Raw genomic sequence first — 19,862 nt, 5'->3', positions numbered from 1 at the left:
TCAGGCCGAGCGGCGGCGGCCGGCGAGGACGCCGAAGGCGACGCCGGCGATGCCGACGAGGATGCCGATGACGCCGAGGATCCGGGCCGTGGTGTCGGAGGAGGAAGAGGAAGAGGAAGAGGAAGAGGAAGCTGCGGCCGTCTTCTCCTCGTGGCCGCCGTCGTGCCCGGCCTTCGCGTCACCGGAGGCGGAGGCGGAGGCCGAGGGGCCCGTGGTGGGGGCGGTGGTGGCAGCGCCGTGGTGGTCGCCGCTCGCGGCGGAGAGCTTCAGGACGGGGGCCGGGTTCTGCGGCTCCTCCGCGCCCTCCTTCGCCTCCTCGATCCAGCGCACGATCTCCTTGTTGTCGTACGTCTGGATGGCCTTGAGCACGAGCTGGTCCGTGTCCTCGGGCAGCTGGCCGAGGGAGAGCGGGAACTGCTGGAACTGACCGGGGCCGATCTTCGAGCCGTCGGCGGTCCACGTCACCTTGGAGACGGCCTCGTTGATCTTCTTGCCGTGCAGCTCCAGCGGCTTGCCGAGCTTGCTCTTCGTCACCTCGGCCTTCCAGCCGGGGACGGGCTGCGGCATGACGGAGGCCAGCGGGTGGTCGAGCGGGAAGTTGACCTCCAGCTTCACGGTGGAGGCGTTGTCGCGCTCGTTCGGGACCTTGATGTTGACGGTGGCGTAGCCGCCCTTGGCGGCCTCGCCCTGCGGCTGCACGCTGACGTGCGCGAAGGCCGTGCCGGAGAGCAGCACGACGGAGGAAAGGGCGATGCCACCGGCGAGGGCGACACGGGAGGCGGAAACGGAAACGGTCATGGCAGAAGACACTCCGACTCTGAGGAGGACGACGGGACCCGGCGCGCCGAGGGGCGGTACCCCGGTCGAGGCGCGCGGGTGTACGCGGCGCCGCTCCAGGTGAGCGGTCCGCGTCAGGCTGCGAGGACGCAGTCGGCGGCCGGCGGGCCGCGCCTGATCACCGTGTCCTCGAGCGCCTCGAACACAGGCGGCGGCGAGGAGTCGAAGGCCGTACGGGCGGGCAGCCGCGATCCCGCGTGCGGGGTCGTGGGCAGTCCGGCGAGCAGGCTCCGTACGAGACGGAGGGCGGCCCGCAGCGAGCGCACGAGGGCGCACTCGGCGAGCTCCGCCGCACCCTGCTCGGAGAGGTCGACGAGCCGGACCAGGGCCCGGTCGCCGCGGCGCAGCAGCCAGCCCGCGGCGATTGCCGCGAGCAGATGGCCGAGGAGCATGGGCAGTCCGGGCAGGAGCCCGTCGGCCGGGGCCGCCGTGTGCGCCATGTGGCCGTGGGCGGTGGCCGGGGTGAGCCCGGCGTCGCCGACGATCCTGGCGGCGTCGGCCGGGCTGATGGCCCCGGTGCCCGCCCCGCAGACCAGCTTGGCGGCCATCCGCACGAGCACGTCGTCGGCCGTGGGGCTCAGCGCGAGAGGGCGCTGACCCAGGCTGAAGAGGGTGTGCAGACCGAGCTGCCCGGCCGCGAGGGCGCCGACGACGAAGGCGAGGGAGCGGTCGCGTCCGGTGAAGAGGACGGTGACCCCGAAGACTCCGAGGAAGCCGGCGGCGAGGGTCCACAGCGCGATCCCCGCACAGGCGGCGAGGGCGTGTCCCAGCGCGGACAGCACGACGCAGACCGCGGTGAACACCGCGGCCCTCAGCAGCCGTGGAGCGAGCGCGGGGGCAGTCATGGCGGGCCCATCATCGCACCAGGGGCACACCCGCCATGAGGCAGGTCCGTAAGGTCGTTCTTGGGCGCCTTCGGGGTGACATACACCGGCGTCCCGGCCCGGTGCATCCGCCGAACGAGCGCTCTTGTCGCCTTCGGGGGCTTACGAAGGGTTCCGTCCGGCAATAGGTATCGGTATGTCGAGCCGCTGCCGGGAGGCTGGAGCATGAGCATCTGGTGGTCACTCCATCTGCGGCGCGAGGCCGCGAGCGTGCCGCTGGCCCGCCGGCTTCTGCTGGGCACGATGGAGACCGCGGGGGTCGATCCCGATGTGTCGTACGAGCTGTCGGTCGCGCTGACCGAGGCCTGTGCGAACGCGGTCGAGCACGGCGGTGGTGTCGACGGCGAGGCCGGCGGGACGGGCAGGGCGTACCGGGTGACGGCCTACCTGGACGGCGAGACCTGCCGTATCGAGGTGGCGGACTCGGGACCGGGCTTCCCCGGTGCCGAGACGAGGCCGGCGCCGACGGCCCCTTCGGACGACGCCGAGCACGGCCGGGGGCTGCGCCTGATCGAGGAGCTCGCCGACCACGTGCAGTTCGGCAACCGCTCGGGGCGGGGCGGCGCGGTCGTCAGCTTCGACAAGATCCTCAAGTGGAAGGACGGGCCGTCGCTCCTGATGGCCTGAGCGGTGGAGAGGCGTACGGGTACGGGGAAGGGCCCCCGCCGGTCGGTCGGCGGGGGCCCTTCGTCTCCAACGTACGCGTGATCGCGGTGATCAGCCCTTCAGGCCGGCCATCCACGCCTCGACCTCTTCGGAGCGGCGCGGCAGCGCGTCCGAGAGGTTCACGTTGCCGTCCTCGGTGACGAGGATGTCGTCCTCGATCCGGACGCCGATGCCGCGGTACTCCTCCGGCACGGTCAGGTCGTCGGCCTGGAAGTACAGCCCCGGCTCGACCGTCAGGCACATGCCCGGCGCGAGGGTCGTGTCGACGTACGCCTCGGTGCGCGCGGCGGCGCAGTCGTGGACGTCCATGCCGAGCATGTGGCCGGTGCCGTGCAGCGTCCAACGGCGCTGCAGACCGAGCTCCAGGACGCGCTCGACCGAGCCCTCGACGAGGCCCCACTCGACGAGCTTCTCGGCGAGGACGCGCTGGGCGGCGTCGTGGAAGTCGCGGTAGGCGGCGCCGGGCTTCACCGCGGCGATGCCGGCCTCCTGCGCCTCGTACACGGCGTCGTAGATCTTGCGCTGGAGGTCGGTGTACCGGCCGTTGATGGGCAGGGTGCGGGTGATGTCCGCGGTGTAGAGCTCGTTGGTCTCCACGCCGGCGTCGAGCAGCAGCAGGTCGCCGGAGCGGACGTCGCCGTCGTTGCGCACCCAGTGGAGGGTGGTGGCGCGCGGGCCGGCGGCGCAGATGGAGCCGTAGCCGATGTCGTTGCCCTCGACGCGGGCGCGCAGGAAGAACGTGCCCTCGATGTAGCGCTCGCTGGTCGCCTCGGCCTTGTCGAGGACCTTGACGACGTCCTCGAAGCCGCGGGCGGTGGCCTCGCAGGCCTTCCTGAGCTCGGCGACCTCGAAGTCGTCCTTGATGAGGCGGGCCTCGGAGAGGTAGACGCGCAGTTCCTCGTCGCGCTCGGCGGTGACCTTGTCGGTCAGGGCCGCCTCGATGCCGGCGTCGTGGCCGCGGACGGCGCGGACGGGGCCGGTGGCCTCCTTCAGCCGGTCGGCGAGCTCGCGGACGTCCTTCGCGGGGACGCCGAGGAGCTGCTCGGCCTCGGTGAGGGAGTGGCGGCGGCCGACCCACAGCTCGCCCTGGCCGTCGAGCCAGAACTCGCCGTTCTCGCGGTCGGAGCGCGGCAGCAGGTAGATCGTCGCCTGGTGGCCGCCCGCGGCGACGGGCTCCAGGACGAGGACGCCGTCCTGCGTCTGGTCGCCGGTGAGGTACGCGTACTCGGTGGAGGCGCGGAAGGCGTACTCGGTGTCGTTCGACCGGGTCTTCAGCTTCCCGGCGGGGATCACCAGGCGCTCGCCCGGGAAGCGGGCGGACAGCGCGGCGCGGCGCGCGGCGGTCTTGTCGGCCTGCGCGATGGGCGCCAGGTCGCGCAGCTCGGTGTCGGCCCAGCCGGACTTCATGTTCTCGGCGAGCTCGTCGGAGACGCCCGGGTACAGGCCGTTCTTCCGCTGCTTGATCGCCTGCTCTTCGGACGTCTCTTCCGGGGTCTCCGGCGTGAGCTCCTCGGCCACGGGTCTGCCTCCTCTTGGTACGACACTGAACCCCCACCATCGTACGGTCGTACGGAAGGGGGCCCAGGGCCGGAAGACCCATTACCGGAGCGTCACATTCCGCTCACTCGAAGCGGGTGCGAGTCGCGGGGGCGAGTCACTCGAAGCGGGCGGCGAGCAGGACCACGTCCTCCTCGTCGTCGGCGGTGTCGAGGCCGAGGCCCTCGGGCAGCAGCGTCCGCAGCACGTGGTCGGCGATCGCGCCCGGGTCGCCCCGGTCCGCCTTCGGCACGCTCGCAGCGGCCGCGTGGAGGCGCGCGAAGGCCCGGTCCATGGGGTCGCCGGTACGGCGGAGCAGCCCGTCCGTGTAGAGAAGCACCGTTTCTCCCGGGGCGGGGGACAGCTCGACGCTCGGCGCCTCCCAGCAGGAGAGCATCCCGAGCGGAGCCGAGAGCGAGGTCTCGACGAACTCGGTGCGGTGGTCGCCGATGACCAGCGGCGGGGCGTGCCCGGCCCCGGCCAGGACGATCCGGCGCTGCGCGGGCTCGGCGTAGGCGAAGAGCGCGGTCGCCGAGCGCGCGGGCTCGGTGAGCCGGAGCAGGAGCTCCAGATCGGAGAGGACGGCGACGGGGTCCTCGCCCTCCATCACCGCGTACGCCCGGAGGGAGGCGCGCAGCCGGCCCATGGCGGCCAGCGCGCTCGGGCCGGTCCCGGAGACGGAGCCGACGGCGAGCCCGAGGGCGCCCTCGGGCAGCGGCAGCGCGTCGTACCAGTCGCCGCCGCCCCGGGGGCCGGTGCGATGGCGCGCGGCGAGCTGGACGCCGGGCACGCGGGGGAGCCGGCTCGGGAGCAGCTCCTCGGCGACGGTGGCGACCTGGGCGCGGGCACGCTCGACCTGGAGGAGGCGGGCGAGGTGCTCGGTGGCGAAGCGGCCGTAGAGCCCGATGAGGTGGCGCTGGCGTTCGGAGGGCTCGGCGGGCTCGTCGTAGAGCCAGACGGCCGCGCCCAGTCGGCCGGCCTCCTCCGTGGCGAGGGGGAGGGCGTAGCTGGCGGCGTAGCCGAGACGGGCGGCGACCTCGCGGTGGCGCGGGTCGAGGCCCTCCTCCGTACGGACGTCGCGGACGGCGATCGGGTCGGGGACGCGGGCCGGGTCGGCGGGATCGGGAAGGCCGTCGAGGAGGCGGCCGTAGCTGGTGGCGCCGCGCGGGACGGTCTCGATGGTGCCGAGCTCGGCGTGGGCGAGCCCGAGGCCGATGGTGGTGGCGGGGCCGAGGCCGTCGGCGGGTTCGAGAACGGCCATGCCACGGCGGGCGCCGACGAGGGCGGCCCCGGCGCCGAGCACCTCGGGGAGGGCCTCGTCGAGGGAGGAGGTCCTGATGAGGCGCTCGGTGAGTTCGTGGAGGGTGGTGAGGTCGGAGACCCAGCCGGCCAGCCGGTCCTGGATCAGCGCGCCGGGCGGGAGGGCCGCGTCGGCGGGTGCCGCCGCCGCGGGGACCCCGGGAAGGGGCGCCGTAGTGTGCGGGGGGTGGGGAACCGTGGAATCGATTCCGGCCACTTTCGGCATGTGTGGGGCGCTCATGTCAGTCGGCTTTCCGACCGGTGCGTTTGACGCCATAGCATCGCAAACCCCCATGTCATTCTGCGCCGCTCGATGCATCCACATCTACACGCACGGGAGGAGCGATGTCCAGCATTGTCCCCATGGGACTTGTGGTGTCCGTGAGCTTGGGCGCAGGGGTTGAAGTCCGCGAGAAGTTGGCCGAAAATTGCCCCCGGTGTGCACCTTTTGCGGTCGACTGGCGTCGTTTGAAAGCGCGTCATTCCGAGCGTGCTGGGTACGTACTCGATGACAGGCAGGGGCAGTTGGAGCTGCCCCGGAACGTGCCGTGGAACCCCGGCGTCTTACGTGCCGCAGGCCTCGGCCCGTCCCCCAGTGGCGGGGAACGTGTTCTGACCCGGCTTGGATCTGGCACCGATACGGATCGACCTGGCTCGACCTGGTTCCGACCTGGCTCCACCTGGTTCTGACCTGCTCCACCGGTTCCTCCCTGGCTCGACCTGGCTCCACCGGTTCATACCTGGCCCGTCGACCCCGCTTTCGGCGCGGGGCGGGGCGCCACCGACCCTGTACGCGCTGATACGCACGGTGAAGAGATCTGCACATGGTGTGATGTGGATTCGGCGTTCAACGGAAAGGAACGAGCGCTCATGCGCGAGATCCTCGGAATCCTGGGACCCCTCGTGAGGCGAGGCAGGCGACGCAGGCTCCGGCTCCGGCGCGCGGCGACGACCGCCCGGCTCGACGCCGCGGTCGCCTTCGCGGTCGAGTGGGACTGGCCCGTCCTGCCGGGCGTGGGCCTGAGCGCGACGACCCGCACGGCCGCGGGGCCCGCCTGCGCCTGCCCCGACCCCGAGTGCGCGGTGCCCGGCGCGCACCCGTTCGACCCCGGGCTCCTCGCGGCCACCACCGACGAGCGGATGATCCGCTGGTGGTGGACCAAGCGGCCGGAGGCCCCGGTGGTGCTCGCCACGGGCGGCGGCGCGCCCTGCGCGGTGAGCCTGCCCGCGGTGGCGGGAGCTCGGGCGCTGACCGCGCTCGACGCGATGGGCATGCGGCTCGGCCCGGTGGTGGCGACCCCGACGCGGTGGTCGATCCTCGTCGCCCCGTACGGCCTCGAACGGCTGGGCGAGCTGCTGTACGCGAAGGACAGCGTGCCCAGTTCGCTGCGGTTCCACGGCGAGGGCGGCTATCTGCTGCTGCCGCCCTCGGTCGCCGGGAGCGGGCAGGTGCGGTGGGAGCGGGCGCCGCTCGCCGGGTCGGCCCGGCCGTGGCTGCCGGACGTGGAGGCCGTGGTGGACGCCCTGGTCGAGGCGAGCACGAGCACACCGGGCGGCGGGAGCCGGCTCACTTACTGAGCGGGGCGGTGCTGCGCGGTGCGGGCTGCGCGGTGCGGGGCTGCGCGGTGCGGCGCGTTCACCCGAACGGGTGTGTCCTGGCCCGACTTGCAGGGGAATCGGGCGCGCGGCCGACCGGGCGCCCGCCGGCCGCCGATATGTTCGCCCCACCCGTCGAAGATTCCGGGCGAAAGAGCAGGTGGGTCGCATGAGTCCGGTGATGAGCCCGGCGAAACTCCGCATGATCGGACTCGGAACGGCCGTCGCGGTCGCCGTCCTCGTGCCGATCGTCGCGGTGGCCGGACCTTCGGGCGATCCCGTACGGCCTGCCGGCCCTGCCGGCTCTGGCGACGCGAAGTCCGGGGACGGAGCCCGAACCGGAGCCCGTGCCGGCGACGGGGACCTGTTGGCGGACCTGGGGCTCGGGCGTGGGCCTCGTACGGCGGAATCCTCGGCCGCCGGTGCCACGCAGGGCGGCCGCGCTTCCGCCCCCTCCGTCTCCCCGTCCGCCCCAGCCGCCACATCCGTCCCCTCCGCCGCTCCTGTGGCCCCCGAGCGGATCACGAAGTGTGGGCCGGAACTCGCCTCTCCCGAGGGGATCGAGGCGCAGACCTGCGTCCTGGCCGAGGGGCCCGACACCTGGGCGCGTACGTACTACCGGAACGCGACGGGGCAGGAACTCGACGCGTTTCTGACCCTGATGGCGCCCGGCGGGCGGACCGTACAAGTGCGTTGTCCGGTCGCGGCGCAGGACGAACCGGGAACCTGTGAAACGCCCAGGGAACGCGGTCAGGGCAAGGCCACGGCGTATACGGCGGTAGCGGAATTCGCGGGTACCGGCGAAGGGGGCAGCACTCCGCTGCTGCTGAGGTCGGGCAGCAACACGGCGGACGCCGAAGGAAGTTGAGTGCCGAACGCCCCGGCGCGGCCTGGGGCGGGCATGGAAACGCCCGATCGCTGGCGACGGGGGATGCACCAGCGACCGGGCTTCCAGAACGGTAACAAGAGATCTGCTGTTCGCAAATTCGATCTCGGTTATTCGGACAGGGATTTACCCGCCCGCAGACCGGGTTGTGGCGGAAGTCACCGACTGGTCGGTCTGTCAGTCACCGATACCGCCTGGGGTATCAGCTGAGAGTCACCTGACGGTTCGTGAGGCCGCCGCGCGCCCGGCGCTCCTCGGCCGTGAGCGGAGCGTCCGAGGCGAGCGCTCCGGCGAGCCGCTCGGCGAACTCGGCGGCCGGCTTCTCGCACTCCTCCGCGGTCATGGAGGTCGGCAGGTCCCACACCGGCACCATGAGGCCGTGGGCGCGGAACGAGCCGACGAGCCGGGTGTTCTCGCCGAGGGACGTGCCCTCGCCGGCCTGGAGCCGGGCGAGCGCGTCGAGGAGCTTCTCCTCCGGGTGCGGCATGACCCAGCGCAGGTGGTTCTTGTCCGGGGTCTCGCACCAGTACGCCGAGTCCACACCGGTCAGCTTGACCGTCGGGATCGCGGCGGCGTTGGCGCGCTCCAGGGAGGCGGCGACCTCGGGGTCGGCACCGTCCGCGGAGGCCGGGACCCAGAACTCGAAGCCCGTGTGGACCTCCGGGGCGAACGGCGCGTCCGCGTCGAGCAGCTCCTGCAGGCGCGGCCCCTCGGCCGGCACGCGGCGCGGCGGGACCGGGGTGCCCGGCTCGGTCTCCAGGGCGCGCTGGAGGGTGTCGGCGAGGTCGCGCGCGAGGTCGCCGGAGGAGGAGTCGTTCTGCAGGGCGAGGAGGACGGAGCCGTCGTCGCGGCGCAGCGCCGGCCACGCCATCGGCAGCACGGTCGCGAGCGTCACGGACGGCACGCCCTCGGGCAGCACGCCCTTCAGGGTGAGCGGCACGGTGGCGGCGGGCACGAGCTCGCGGAGCGCGACCCAGTCGCACTCGCCGGGCAGGCCCTCGAAGGGGCGCTGGACGAGCTCCGTCACGGCGTGCGCGGCCGACCGGCCGTGACAGGCCTTGTAGCGGCGGCCCGAGCCACAGGGGCAGGGCTCGCGCGCGCCGACGACCGGGATCTCCCCGCTCGTGACCTGTGCCTGGCCGGCCTTGCCGGCCTTCGTCTGGGGGCGCTTCTTGGCCATGGTGTGGCTTTCTCCCGATCGCGGCGGTGCTGGTGCGTGCTGTATCGGGCGCGAGCCTAGCCGCACAGCGCACCACCGCTCCTCAGGCGGGGCGCGGGGCCCGGTGTCCCCGCGCCCCGGTGCTGCCTGTACCCGGTGCTGCCTGTGTCCGGCGTGCCTGTGTCCGGCGCGCCTGTCCCCCGGCCTGCCTGTACCCCGGTGTCAGTCCAGATCGTCGTACGAGTCGAGGAAGTCGAAGCCCGAGCCGCCGCCGACGCGCGCCGCGAAGTCCTCGCGGCGGTGTCCCTCGGTGACCACGACCCAGACCGTGACCTCGCCGGTCGCGCTGTCCCGTACGCCCCAGTCCTGGGCCAGCGCGCTGATGATGTTCAGCCCGCGTCCGCCGCGTGCGGTGACCGAGGGAGTGGACGGCACGGGTCTCGTGGGACCACCGCCGTCCGTCACCTCGACCCGCAGGCCACCTGACGAGTCGACCCGCCAGGCCGCCAGGACATCGCCCTCGCCCCGTTCCGCCCGTCCCAGCGGCCTGCCGTAGCGACAGGCGTTGCTGAGCAGTTCCGAAAGGATCAGTACCGCGTCGTCGACGACCGATTCGGACACCCCGCTGCGATACAGCTCGTCCCGCATCCGGTGTCGTGCCTCACCCACGCCGGCAGGGCCATGGGGAACGGCCATGCTCGACGACGTCGGCACCTCTTGTGCCACCACCAACGCCACCCCCGAGACCTCCTTTGCCCCACGCCACGGTGTGGATGCCCCAAGGGAATGGACCGGAAACCGGCCAAGGCACGTGGCGTGTCGCACTCGTGACGATCGAGTACGCGCTGAACGCGCCGGTGCACTCCCTGTAAGCCCTGGGAAAGGTGTGACGAGTGGGGCAGAAACTCAGTCGCGGCCCAGCTGGGCGAGCACCTGCTTGGGGCGGTTGGTGATGATCGCGTCCACCCCCAGGCGTACGCAGAGCTCGACGTCCTCGGGCTCGTCCACCGTCCAGACGTGGACCTGGTGCCCGGCCTTCTGGAGCCGCAGGATCACGGCGGGGTGGTGGCGGACGATCCGGATCGACGGGCCCGCCACGCGCGCGCCCGCGGGGAGGCGCCCGTCGCGCAGTCGCGGGGTGACGAACTGGGTGAGGGATACGGTCGGCAGGGTCGGAGAGGCGGCGGCGATCCGGTGCAGGGAGCGGGCCGAGAAGCTCATGATCCGTACGGGAGAGTCGTCGGGGGACGCCGGGGCGTCGAGTCCGAACCTTTTCAGGAGCTGGAGGAGCCGCTCCTCGACCTGGCCGGCCCAGCGGGTGGGGTGCTTGGTCTCGATGGCCAGCTCGACCCGGCGCCCGGCGTCGGAGACGAGCTCCAGGAGGCGCTCCAGGGTGAGGACGGAGGTGTACTCGGGGTCTCCCCAGTCGGGGCTCTCCGAGGCGTCGTCCCGCTCCTCCCGTTCCTTCCAGACGCCGAAGTCGAGCGCGGCGAGGTGGGCGAGTTCGAGGGCGGAGACGGCACCGCGGCCGTTCGACGTACGGTTGACGCGTCGGTCGTGGACGCAGACGAGGTGGCCGTCGGCGGTGAGCCGGACGTCGCACTCCAGGGCGTCGGCGCCGTCCTCGATGGCCTTCACATAGGCGGCCAGGGTGTGTTCCGGGGCGTCTTCGGAGGCTCCGCGGTGGGCGACGACCTGGACCGGGGCGCTGTTCGGGTGCTGCCGTGCGTGAGTCACGGCGTCATGGTGCCATTGGCGGGTAGGGCGAGCACATGGGGGCTGTCCGTTCTGTCCGTATATAAAGGATGGGGCGCAGATGCACAGCTCCGCCTTACAGCGGCCTGACGCGCTGTGGGAAAAGCTGGTGACAACACCCTGAGCCAGGCGCGACCAGCCAAGACCACCCCCGCGCAGTGATCGAGCGGTCACAGAGCAGTCAACAAGCAGTCAACAAGCAGCCAATGAGCAGTCGACGAGGAGAGCGAGCTGTGAGCACCGAGAACGAGGGCACGGCGGTTCCGGCGGACCCGACTGCCCCGTCCGCCCCTCCGACGCCTCCGACCCCTCCCGCACCTTCGGCGCCGCCGGCATCGGAGGCAATGGCGAAGGAGCAGACACCGGCACAGGCCCCTGCTCCCGAGCCCACCCCGGCCGCGGCACCGGTCCCGACTCCGGCTCCTGAGCACGCGACGGTCGCGGCTCTCGTGCCGCCCGCCGCTCCCCCGGCCCCTGCTCCCGAGCCCGCTGCCGTCGGTGGGGCCGGTGGCTGGCCCCCGCCCCCGCCGGCCGTACCGGCCTGGGGTGCGCCCGTCCCGCCCGTGCCCGTCGCTCCCGAGGCGCCCCGCAAGCGGACCGGCGGCCTCGTGGCGGCGGTCCTGGTCGCGGCGCTCGTCGCGGGCGGTGTCGGCGGCGGCATCGGCTACTGGGCGGCTCAGCGGGGCGACGGCGAGAGCACCGGCTCGACGACGGTCTCCTCGGGCGAGGCACCGGCCTCGTTCAAGCGCGACCCGGGCACGGTCGCCGCGGTCGCGGCGAAGGCGCTGCCGAGTGTGGTCACGATCCAGGCGAAGTCCGGCGGAGCGCAGGGCGAGAGCGAGGGCGGCACGGGCACCGGCTTCGTGTACGACCAGGAAGGCCACATCGTCACCAACAACCACGTGGTGGCGTCGGCGGCGGAGGGCGGCGCGCTCTCCGTGACGTTCTCCGACGGCAAGACGTACGACGCGGAGGTCGTCGGCCGGGCCCAGGGCTACGACGTGGCCGTCCTGAAGCTCACGAACGCCCCGAAGGGGCTGAAGCCGCTGCCGCTCGGCAACTCCGACCAGGTGGCGGTCGGCGACTCGACGATCGCGATCGGCGCGCCCTTCGGCCTCTCGAACACGGTGACGACGGGCATCATCAGCGCCAAGAACCGCCCGGTGGCCTCCGGCGACGGCCAGGGCGGCGGCAACTCGTACATGAGCGCGCTGCAGACCGACGCCTCGATCAACCCGGGCAACTCCGGCGGCCCGTTGCTCGACGCGAGCGGCGCGGTCATCGGCATCAACTCGGCCATCCAGTCCACCGGGAACGGCTTCGGCCAGTCCCAGGCCGGCTCGATCGGCCTCGGCTTCGCGATTCCGGTCAACCAGGCGAAGAACGTGGCCCAGCAGCTGATCAAGACGGGCAAGCCGGTCTACCCGGTGATCGGCGCGACCGTGAACATGACCGAGCAGGGCGAGGGCGCGACGATCGCGGCCCAGGGCTCCGGCGGCACTGCCTCGGTCACCCCGAACGGCCCGGCGGCGAAGGCGGGGCTCAAGGCCGGCGACGTGATCACGGGCTTCGGAGGCCATGTGATCGACAGCGGCCCCACGCTCATCAGCGAGATCTGGACCCACAAGCCGGGCGACTCGGTCAAGATCACCTACGAGCGCGACGGCAAGACGGCCACGGCCACGGTCACCCTCGGCGAGCGCACGGGCGACAGCTAGGGCCTCTGCGGTACGGAATCGGGGGAGGGGAACGCCGGCACCAGGCGTTCCCCTCCCCCACGTCATGCCCGCGCCGGGTTCACGACCGCCACCCGACGGGAGAGGCGAGGGTCTCGGTGCCGGCCTCCCGCGGATCCCACACCTCGTCGCCGGCGACGTCCCCGATGTCGATCCGGGAGACACCGGACTCGCGGAACTCGCCGGATTCGCCGCCCTGAGTCCCCTTCCGGTGCGCCGGGCGGCGGCGGTGAGGCTCGTCGTCGCCCATGATCAGCAGTGGGTCGAACATGACGACGGCCGCGGCCAGGACGAGGAAGATCAGCGGGCCGACGAGCATCGGCAGCACGTTCAGGAGCGAGGAGACCTCGGCCGCGTGCGACGCCTCGTCGACCCGCACGCTGACCGCGGCCATCCCCGTGTAGTGCATGCCGGTCACGGCGACGCCCATGACGACACTGGCGCCGAGGCTGGCGAGGAAGCCGCGGACCGAGACGGCCGCCCAGAGCGCGGCGGTCGCCGCGACGACGGCGATGACGACGGACACGACGACGACGGCGGGGGCGTAGGCGAGCTGCCCGTTCATGCGCAGGGCGGCCATGCCGAGGTAGTGCATGCCGGCGACGCCGAGCCCGGTGAGCAGACCCGCGACGAGCAGCGGGGCCGGCCGGGTGCCGAGGTAGCCCACGATGAAGACGCCGACGCCCACGACGGCCACGGCCACGAGGAGGCTGAGGAACGTCATGGCGGTGTCGTACGAGATCGGTGCCTCCCGCACCTGGAAGCCGAGCATGGCGATGAAGTGCATCGTCCAGATGCCGCACCCGATCGACGCCGCACCGAGCGCAAGCCAACCGGGCTTCCGCGCACGGTCGGTAGTCAGGGACCTGACCGTGCAGCGCAGGCCCAGGGCGCTTCCCAGACAGGCCATCACATAGCCCACCAGGGGTGTGACCATGCCGTAGCTGAAGCCGTCGATCGTGCCGTGCACCCTGCAACCCTTCGGGAATCACGCGGCACAAGCCGCGAAACCCCTATATGTGGAGATCTTGTGAACAAGGGACTCTAACCCAGCCCCCTCCCCGGCCGACCCAGCGCCACCCCGCTCCCCAGCCGGTACGCTGTAGCCCGCTCCACCCCAGGTGGGCCGGGGCGAAGGTGGGTTGCCCGAGCGGCCTAAGGGAACGGTCTTGAAAACCGTCGTGGCAGCGATGTCACCGTGGGTTCAAATCCCACACCCACCGCACCAGGTCAGCGCCCGAGTTGACCGGAAGGGGCGCCTCTCGTCAGGGGCGCCCCTTTCTCATGGGTGAGAAGGTTCTCGGCATGGTGCGGATCGTGCTTGTTCAGGGGGACATCACCGCCGAGGCGGCCGACGCGGTGGTCAACGCCGCCAACTCGTCGCTGCTCGGGGGTGGCGGCGTCGACGGGGCCATCCACCGGAAGGGCGGGCCGGAGATCCTCGCCGCCTGCCAGGACCTGAGGCGCTCCCATTACGGCAAGGGCCTGCCGACCGGCCGGGCCGTGGCGACGACCGCGGGGCGGTTGCCGGCCCGGCACGTGATCCACACCGTGGGGCCGGTCTGGTCGCGGGACGAGGACCGGTCGGACCTGCTGGCCTCCTGCTATCGCGAATCCCTGAGGGTCGCCGACGAGCTGGGCGACCGCACGGTCGCCTTCCCGGCCATCTCCACCGGGATCTACGGCTGGCCGATGGACGACGGGGCCAGGATCGCCGTGGAGACCGTGCGGGCCGCCCGTACCGAGGTGGAGGAGGTGCGCTTCGTGCTGTTCGACGCGGGGGCGTACGCGGCCTTCGAGGCGGCGGTCGGCAGGCAGGACCTTCCGTAGAGGAAACCGGGAAACCGGGAAACCGGGGCGCGTCCGTAGAACTCTTCCGCCCTCGTCGTCGGTGAGTTCGAATACCGCGCTTCCCGGACTCGCCGGGCCGCCTTTCCGAGAGAGAGATTGGCGGAAAATCTGCCGGAACGCTTCCTCCCTTACCGTGCACGGATCCTCCCGGCCGATTACCCCCCTCCGGTCGGCTGAGCTGCGTCGTTCTCGCTTCGCCGGGGTTTATCAGCCTGTCCTCACGCTTGCGGGGGAATAAGCCGCTCCGGGGTGGTTCGCCGGGGATTCGGTGGGCAACTCTGGATTCGCGACGTCGAGCACAACGACCGAGGCGGTCGGCCAACTGCCTGGGTAATGGCTGGAGTTCAGAGAAGTTCTCGAAGCAGTTCCGTGCAAAGCATCAGTTTCAGTTCCCGGAGGAACAGACATGGCAAGCATCCGTACCGCCCGCGTTCTCGCCGCTGCCGCCGCCCTGCCCCTCGCCGCCGCGCTCTTCACCGGGGTGGCCCAGGCCGACAACGGCGGATTCGCGGACGACGGATCGAACACGAGCGTCGCCACGATCATCGGCAGTGGTGTGGGCGGGGACAACAACGGAAACTCGACCACCACGCAGCAGGTGGCGACCGGTTCCGGTGCCTCCAACCAGAACAACACTGCCAGCGTGAACGGCTCCGCGTTCACCCACATCGACCAGTCGAACGCGGTGGTGAACTTCTACCCGTGGTGGTAGTCGGCAGCAGCACGGGAGCCGGCCCGACGGGGGGCGTGACCGCGGTGTGAACGACGGCCTGTACGCCGGTACTTCGGTACCGGGGTGCGGGCCGTCCGCGTTTCCGCGCCCCGCGCGCCGGGGGCGTACGGTCGCCGGCCTTGACAGAGGTCCTGAATCTGACGGACAGTCAGAAACCTCAGTCGTCCCACGGGAGGCCGTCGCCGTGCACCTCGCCCCGACCGAGCGGCAGCTGCGGCTGCGCGCCGAACTCCGCGCGTACTTCCGCGAGGTGATGCCCGACGGCCCTCCTCCTCCCGACGACGCCGCCGCCCAGCGCCGGCTGCTCCGCCGGATCGGGGCCGACGGGCTGCTCGGCCTCGGCTGGCCGGAGGAGTACGGCGGCCAGGGCCGCGGCTCCGACGAGCAGTTCGTCTTCTTCGACGAGGCCTACCGGGCGGGCGCCCCCGTCTCGATGGTCACCCTCAACACCGTCGGACCCACCCTCATGCGGTACGGGACCGACGAGCAGAAGGGCTACTTCCTGCCCCGGATCCTGCGCGGCGAGACCGTCTTCGCCATCGGCTACAGCGAGCCCGAGGCCGGCACCGACCTCGCCTCCCTGCGGACCCGGGCGGTGCGGGAGGGCGAGGACTGGCTGATCGACGGGCAGAAGATCTTCACATCCAACGCCCAGAACGCCGACTGGATCTGGCTCGCCTGCCGCACGGACCCCGCCGCCCCGCCGCACAAGGGCATCTCCATCGTTCTGGTACCCACCGGCGCGCAGGGCTTCTCCTGGACCCCGATCGCGACCGTCGGCGGGCTGACGACGACCGCCACCTACTACGACGGGATACGGGTCCCCGCCGGGAACCTCGTCGGGCCGGAGCACGGCGGCTGGGGGCTGATCACCGAGCAGCTCAACCACGAGCGGGTCGCGCTGGCCGCGATCGGCATGCAGGCCGAGGACTTCTTCGCGGCGGCGCTCGACCGGGCGAGTACCCCCGATCCGGTGACGGGCAGGCGCCGCATTGACGAGCCGTGGGTGCGGATCCGGGCCGCCGAAGCGCATGCCCGGCTGGCGGCGACACGCCTGCTCAACTGGCGTTTGGTGGGGGACGTGGGGGCCGGCCGGCTGGCCCCGGGGGACGCGAGCGGCGTGAAGTTCGCGGGAACCGAATCGGCGGTCGAGGTGTATCGAATATGTCAGGAGATCGCGGGCGGGGCGGGGACGGTGCGAGCGGGTTCGCCGGGGGAGTTCGACGGCGGCGAGCTGGAGCGCATGAACCGGGCGGCTCAGATCAACACCTTCGGGGGAGGGGTGAGCGAGGTGCAGCGCGAGATCGTCGCGAGGATGCGGCTCGGCATGAAGGGGAGGGGGCGGCGATGAGCGAGGGGGAGCGGGCGGCGGACGCGTTGTACGAGCGGATCGCCGCCTACGAGGGGCGGCCCGCCGCCGTCGCCGGGGTCGGCAAGGACCCGGTCAATCTGCCGATGATCCGGCACTGGTGCGAGGCCATGGGCGATGCCCATCCGGCGTACGAGGGGCCGGGGGCGGTGGCGCCGCCGACCATGCTCCAGGCCTGGACCATGGGCGGGCTCTCCGGGCACGGCGACCGCTCCGAGGCGTACGACGAGCTCTTCGCTCTCCTCGACGGCGCCGGATACACCTCGGTCGTCGCGACCGACTGCGAGCAGGAGTACCTCAGGCCGCTGCGGCCGGGAGACGTGATCACCTTTGACGCCGTCATCGAGTCCGTGTCGCCGCGCAAGACGACCAGGCTCGGGACCGGGCACTTCGTCACGACCCGCATGGACGTCCGGGCGGACGGCGAGCTCGCGGGCACCCACCGCTTCCGCATCCTCAAGTACGCGCCTGCCCGGCGCCCTTCGAAGCCCGACCGGCGCCCCTCGGAGGTCACCGCCGCGGCGCCCCGGCGGCCCCGCCCGGTCGTCAACCGGGACAACGCCGGATTCTGGGAGGGCGTGGCCGCGCACCGGCTGCTCATCCAGCGCTGCGCCGATTGCGCGAGCCTGCGCATGCCCTGGCTGCCGGGGTGCGCGGAGTGCGGCTCGCCGGAGTGGGACACGGTCGAGGCGAGCGGGGCCGGGACCGTCTACTCGTACGTGGTGATGCACCACCCGCTCTTCCCGGCCTTCGACCCGCCTTACGCGGTCGGGCTGATCGAACTGGCCGAGGGCGTACGGATGATCAGCAACGTGGTGGGTGTGCCGTACGACAAGGTCCGGATCGGGATGCCGGTGCGGCTGGAGTTCCTGCGGGTCGACGAGGAGCTGGAGCTTCCCGTCTTCCGTGCGGGAGGGGAGGGCTGACATGGACTTCACCCCCAGCGAGGAGCAGGAGGCCGCCCGGGACCTGGCCGCGCGGATCTTCGGCGACCTCGCCACCCACGAGCGGCTCGCGGCGGCCGGCACCGGCAGCGACGCCGAGCTGTGGAAGGCGCTCTGCGCGGCCGGACTCCCCGGCGCCGTCGAGGAGACCGGGCTGCTCGGCCTCGTGCTCCTCCTGGAGGAGCAGGGGCGCAGGACCGCGCAGGTGCCGCTCGCCGCGACCTGTGTGTACGGGATCCTCGCCGTCACCCGGCACGGCACCGAGGAGCAGCGCGCCCGGCTCCTGCCGGGTCTCCGCGACGGTACGACGGTGGTGACGGGCGCCTTCCCCGCGACCGGCGGGGTCGTGGCGGACGAGGGGCGGCTCAGCGGGGCCGTGGAGTGGGTGCCGTGGCTCAGGGACGCCACCCATGTCCTCGTGGCGGACGCGGAGCACGGACTGTGGTTCGTCCGCACCGAGGACGCGGCCGGGATCGAGAGCGTCGAGCTCACCGCACCCTGGTCCGCGGGGCGGCTCGTGCTCGACGGCACGGCGGCGGAGCGGCTCGGCAGCGGATCTGGCTGCGGGCCCGGGTCCGGCTCCGGTTCCGGGACCTATGCGGACGTGCTGGTCGCCGCGCGGGTCGCATTCGCCGGGCTTCAGGCGGGGGTGTGCGCGGGGTCGCTCGCCAGGGCCGTGGAGTACACCTCCGTCCGAGAGCAGTTCGGGCGCCCGCTCTCCACCCACCAGGCGGTCCAGCTGCGCGCCGCCGACGCCCACATGGACACCGAGGCCATCCGGGTCACGGCCTACGAGGCGGCCTGGCGCCACGACGAGGGCCTGGACGCCACCGAGGCCGCGCTGACCGCCGCCTGGTGGGCGTCCGAGGCGGGCAAGCGGGTCGTGCACACCGGGCAGCACCTCCACGGCGGCATGGGCGCCGACCTCGACCACCCCGTCCACCGGCACTTCCTGTGGGGCCGGCAGCTCGACGCCTACCTGGGCTGCGGCACCGAACTCCTCGCCGAACTCGGCGACCTGCTCGCGAAGGGAGAACCGTCATGAAGCCCGGGGAAGAGCTGCCACCGCTCACGATCCCGATCACCCGCACCCTGATCGTCGCCGGGGCCGTGGCCTCCCGCGACTACCAGGACGTGCACCACGATGCCGAACTGGCCCGGGAGAAGGGCTCCCCGGACATCTTCATGAACATCCTCACGACCAACGGGCTCGTCGGCCGGTACATCACCGACCACTTCGGCCCCGGCGCGGTCCTCCGCAGGGTCGCCATCCGGCTCGGCGCCCCCAACTACCCCGGGGACACGATGACCCTGACCGGGACGGTCACCGAGGTGGCCGGGGACACGACGACGGTCCGGGTCGTCGGGGCCAACGACCTGGGGCACCACGTGACCGGGACGGTCACCGTCACCGTGGAGGTGGCGCCATGAGCGTCCGCACCAGGGACAGCCTCGGCGGGCGGGCGGCCGTGGTCGGCATCGGGGCGACGGAGTTCTCCAAGGACTCGGGCCGCAGCGAGCTCTCCCTCGCCACCGAGGCGGTACGGGCCGCCCTCGACGACGCCGGGCTGACGCCCGGCGACGTCGACGGCCTGGTCACCTTCACCATGGACACCAACCCCGAGATCACCGTCGCCCAGGCCGCCGGCATCGGTGAGCTGTCCTTCTTCTCCCGCGTGCACTACGGGGGCGGGGCGGCCTGCGCCACCGTCCAGCAGGCCGCGCTCGCCGTCGCCAGTGGGGTCGCCGAAGTCGTCGTCTGCTACCGGGCGTTCAACGAGCGGTCCGGGCGCCGCTTCGGCTCCGGCGTCCAGCAGCGCGAGCCCTCCGCCGAGGGTGCCGCGCTCGGCTGGCAGCTTCCCTTCGGGCTGCTCACCCCGGCCTCCTGGGTCGCGATGGCCGCCCAGCGGTACCTCCACACCTACGGGCTGACCCCGGACGCCTTCGGCCACGTCGCCGTGACCGACCGGCGCCACGCGGCCCGCAACCCCGCCGCGTACTTCCACGGGAAGCCGATCACCCTCGCCGACCACGCCGCCTCGCGCTGGATCGTCGAGCCGCTGCGCCTCCTCGACTGCTGCCAGGAGACCGACGGCGGCCAGGCGATCGTGGTCACCTCCGTCGAGCGCGCCCGCGACCTGCCCCGGCCGCCCGCCGTGATCCTGGCGGCGGCCCAGGGCGCCGGACGCAGACAGGAGGCCATGACCAGCTTCTACCGGGACGAGTTGACCGGGCTCCCGGAGATGGGCGTCGTGGCCCGGCAGCTCTGGCGGACAGCCGGCCTCGCGCCGGGCGACATCGACGTGGCCATCCTCTACGACCACTTCACCCCGTTCGTGCTGATGCAGCTGGAGGAGTTCGGCTTCTGCGGTCCGGGGGAGGCGGCGGACTTCGTCGCGGCCGACGCCGTCCCGTTGAACACCCACGGAGGTCAGCTCGGCGAGGCGTATCTGCACGGAATGAACGGCATCGCGGAGGCGGTGCGGCAACTGCGCGGCACGTCCGTGAACCAGATACCCGGCGCGGCCCGGACGCTGGTCACCGCGGGCACCGGGGTTCCCACGTCCGGGTTGATCCTGGGCACGGACGGCTGACGCGACGGCCCCAGCGG

At 72.3% G+C, this 19,862-nt stretch carries 19 protein-coding genes and 1 tRNA gene; 12 read left to right on the top strand and 8 right to left on the bottom strand.

Annotated elements, in window-relative coordinates; translation table 11 throughout:
- Both DEJ46_RS19395 and DEJ46_RS19390 read right to left on the bottom strand, forming a co-directional pair.
- Entirely contained in the window at positions 1-798 is a 798-nt protein-coding gene (locus DEJ46_RS19395) for a YcnI family protein (protein WP_150268131.1), read from the bottom strand.
- A 113-nt stretch (positions 799-911) separates the two neighbouring features.
- A complete protein-coding gene (locus DEJ46_RS19390) occupies positions 912-1,682 on the bottom strand; it encodes a hypothetical protein (RefSeq protein ID WP_150268129.1) in 771 nt (256 codons plus the stop codon).
- Positions 1,683-1,886: 204 nt separating this feature from the next.
- Between DEJ46_RS19390 and DEJ46_RS19385 the strand changes: the two genes are divergently transcribed.
- Positions 1,887-2,348, top strand: coding sequence for an ATP-binding protein (locus DEJ46_RS19385; RefSeq protein WP_150268127.1), 462 nt, complete (start codon positions 1,887-1,889; stop codon positions 2,346-2,348).
- A 90-nt stretch (positions 2,349-2,438) separates the two neighbouring features.
- On the opposite strand, the gene DEJ46_RS19380 is transcribed toward DEJ46_RS19385, so the two are convergent.
- Positions 2,439-3,905: an aminopeptidase P family protein gene (locus tag DEJ46_RS19380; protein ID WP_150268125.1), complete on the bottom strand. Its 1,467-nt coding sequence runs from the start codon at positions 3,903-3,905 to the stop codon at positions 2,439-2,441.
- A gap of 136 nt (positions 3,906-4,041) precedes the next feature.
- Positions 4,042-5,499, bottom strand: a complete 1,458-nt coding sequence (locus tag DEJ46_RS19375; RefSeq protein ID WP_150268123.1) for a PP2C family protein-serine/threonine phosphatase — start codon at positions 5,497-5,499, stop codon at positions 4,042-4,044.
- A 593-nt stretch (positions 5,500-6,092) separates the two neighbouring features.
- Here DEJ46_RS19375 and DEJ46_RS19370 point away from each other — a divergent pair.
- Both DEJ46_RS19370 and DEJ46_RS19365 read left to right on the top strand, forming a co-directional pair.
- Entirely contained in the window at positions 6,093-6,800 is a 708-nt protein-coding gene (locus DEJ46_RS19370; RefSeq protein WP_150268121.1) for a bifunctional DNA primase/polymerase, read from the top strand.
- A 187-nt stretch (positions 6,801-6,987) separates the two neighbouring features.
- Positions 6,988-7,686: a hypothetical protein gene (locus DEJ46_RS19365; protein ID WP_223834812.1), complete on the top strand. Its 699-nt coding sequence runs from the start codon at positions 6,988-6,990 to the stop codon at positions 7,684-7,686.
- A 220-nt stretch (positions 7,687-7,906) separates the two neighbouring features.
- On the opposite strand, the gene DEJ46_RS19360 is transcribed toward DEJ46_RS19365, so the two are convergent.
- The 3 genes from DEJ46_RS19360 to DEJ46_RS19350 all read right to left on the bottom strand — a co-directional run bounded on the left by DEJ46_RS19360 (position 7,907) and on the right by DEJ46_RS19350 (position 10,600).
- Positions 7,907-8,884 (bottom strand): DUF5926 family protein, encoded by a 978-nt coding sequence (locus DEJ46_RS19360; protein ID WP_150268120.1) that lies wholly within the window; start codon positions 8,882-8,884, stop codon positions 7,907-7,909.
- Between the two features lie 201 nt (positions 8,885-9,085).
- On the bottom strand, positions 9,086-9,688 hold the full coding sequence (locus DEJ46_RS19355; protein WP_150268118.1) for an ATP-binding protein: 603 nt from the start codon (positions 9,686-9,688) through the stop codon (positions 9,086-9,088).
- 81 nt (positions 9,689-9,769) lie between these two features.
- Entirely contained in the window at positions 9,770-10,600 is an 831-nt protein-coding gene (locus DEJ46_RS19350) for a glycerophosphodiester phosphodiesterase (RefSeq protein ID WP_150268116.1), read from the bottom strand.
- A gap of 251 nt (positions 10,601-10,851) precedes the next feature.
- Here DEJ46_RS19350 and DEJ46_RS19345 point away from each other — a divergent pair, with 251 nt between their 5' ends.
- Positions 10,852-12,336, top strand: a complete 1,485-nt coding sequence (locus DEJ46_RS19345) for a S1C family serine protease (protein WP_190622752.1) — start codon at positions 10,852-10,854, stop codon at positions 12,334-12,336.
- Positions 12,337-12,415: 79 nt separating this feature from the next.
- Here the strand turns inward: DEJ46_RS19345 and DEJ46_RS19340 are convergent, their stop codons facing one another.
- Positions 12,416-13,324: an MHYT domain-containing protein gene (locus DEJ46_RS19340; protein WP_150268113.1), complete on the bottom strand. Its 909-nt coding sequence runs from the start codon at positions 13,322-13,324 to the stop codon at positions 12,416-12,418.
- Positions 13,325-13,490: 166 nt separating this feature from the next.
- On the opposite strand from DEJ46_RS19340, the gene DEJ46_RS19335 reads away from it, so the two are divergent.
- The 8 genes from DEJ46_RS19335 (at position 13,491) to DEJ46_RS19300 (ending at position 19,845) form a co-directional block, all read left to right on the top strand.
- A tRNA-Ser gene (locus DEJ46_RS19335) sits at positions 13,491-13,577 on the top strand.
- An 82-nt stretch (positions 13,578-13,659) separates the two neighbouring features.
- Entirely contained in the window at positions 13,660-14,184 is a 525-nt protein-coding gene (locus tag DEJ46_RS19330) for an O-acetyl-ADP-ribose deacetylase (RefSeq protein WP_150274565.1), read from the top strand.
- 427 nt (positions 14,185-14,611) lie between these two features.
- Positions 14,612-14,917, top strand: a complete 306-nt coding sequence (locus DEJ46_RS19325) for a hypothetical protein (protein WP_055642378.1) — start codon at positions 14,612-14,614, stop codon at positions 14,915-14,917.
- A 205-nt stretch (positions 14,918-15,122) separates the two neighbouring features.
- Positions 15,123-16,289 carry an acyl-CoA dehydrogenase family protein gene (locus tag DEJ46_RS19320; RefSeq protein WP_150268111.1) on the top strand — a complete coding sequence of 389 codons (1,167 nt, stop codon included), beginning with the start codon at positions 15,123-15,125 and terminating at the stop codon, positions 16,287-16,289.
- Positions 16,286-17,233, top strand: coding sequence for a bifunctional MaoC family dehydratase N-terminal/OB-fold nucleic acid binding domain-containing protein (locus DEJ46_RS19315; protein ID WP_150268110.1), 948 nt, complete (start codon positions 16,286-16,288; stop codon positions 17,231-17,233). Before DEJ46_RS19320 ends, DEJ46_RS19315 begins: the two co-directional genes overlap by 4 nt.
- A gap of 1 nt (position 17,234) precedes the next feature.
- Positions 17,235-18,296, top strand: a complete 1,062-nt coding sequence (locus DEJ46_RS19310; protein ID WP_150268107.1) for an acyl-CoA dehydrogenase family protein — start codon at positions 17,235-17,237, stop codon at positions 18,294-18,296.
- On the top strand, positions 18,293-18,682 hold the full coding sequence (locus DEJ46_RS19305; protein WP_150268105.1) for a MaoC family dehydratase: 390 nt from the start codon (positions 18,293-18,295) through the stop codon (positions 18,680-18,682). The genes DEJ46_RS19310 and DEJ46_RS19305 overlap by 4 nt, the downstream gene beginning before the upstream one ends.
- Positions 18,679-19,845 carry a lipid-transfer protein gene (locus DEJ46_RS19300; RefSeq protein WP_150268103.1) on the top strand — a complete coding sequence of 389 codons (1,167 nt, stop codon included), beginning with the start codon at positions 18,679-18,681 and terminating at the stop codon, positions 19,843-19,845. The genes DEJ46_RS19305 and DEJ46_RS19300 overlap by 4 nt, the downstream gene beginning before the upstream one ends.
- Positions 19,846-19,862 lie beyond the last annotated feature (17 nt).

Origin of the sequence: Streptomyces venezuelae (genome assembly GCF_008642375.1) — a bacterium.
In the GTDB taxonomy this organism is placed as follows: domain Bacteria; phylum Actinomycetota; class Actinomycetes; order Streptomycetales; family Streptomycetaceae; genus Streptomyces; species Streptomyces venezuelae_G.
Note: the sequence above shows the minus strand (reverse complement) of the source record. Positions and strands in the feature narration are given on the sequence as shown.